Consider the following 593-nt stretch of genomic DNA (forward strand, 5'->3'; position numbering starts at 1 on the left):
CGCTCGATGGGAACAGCTTTTGCAGTAAGAACCAAGCGATGGTCAATTGCACTAAGACAAAAGGTAAGCCCATCATCATCCATGAGAGGAAGTCGATGGTGTTTTCTCCAGGGAGATATTGCAGTGCGATGGCGTTCGGTGGCGTACCTATTGGAGTAGCAATACCACCCGTATTGGCGGCTATTGGAATACACAAAACCAGTGCTTTAATGCCTAAGTCACCTTTCGGTGCTGACGCCACAATAGGGCCAAGTAGCGCTAACATCATGACCGTTGTTGCGGTATTGGACATGAACATGGAAAACACCGCGGTGATCAACATCAGCCCGAGCATGATGAATTTGGGCTGGTTGCCAAACGGTTTAAGCAACACGCGAGCGAGGTTGTTGTCGAGCTCATACTTAGAGGCGGCAATCGCTAATGCGAAGCCGCCCATAAAAAGAATAATGATTGGTGACGAAAAGGCAGAGAAGATATCAGTGTAGTTGATCAGCTCGCCAAGATCGTACCCTGGTGGTGGATTGCGAAACAGATGCAAGCCTTTGTAGGAAATCATGATCAGTTCGAGAGCGATAATAAGAATGGACGTAGCA

At 48.1% G+C, this 593-nt stretch carries 1 protein-coding gene; it reads right to left on the reverse strand.

Annotated elements, in window-relative coordinates; genetic code table 11:
- On the reverse strand, nt 1-593 hold a 593-nt coding region (locus tag R7E38_RS23150; protein WP_318082191.1), incomplete at both ends, for an SLC13 family permease.

The organism is Vibrio sp. Vb2131 (genome assembly GCF_033338535.1).
GTDB lineage: Bacteria > Pseudomonadota > Gammaproteobacteria > Enterobacterales > Vibrionaceae > Vibrio > Vibrio alginolyticus.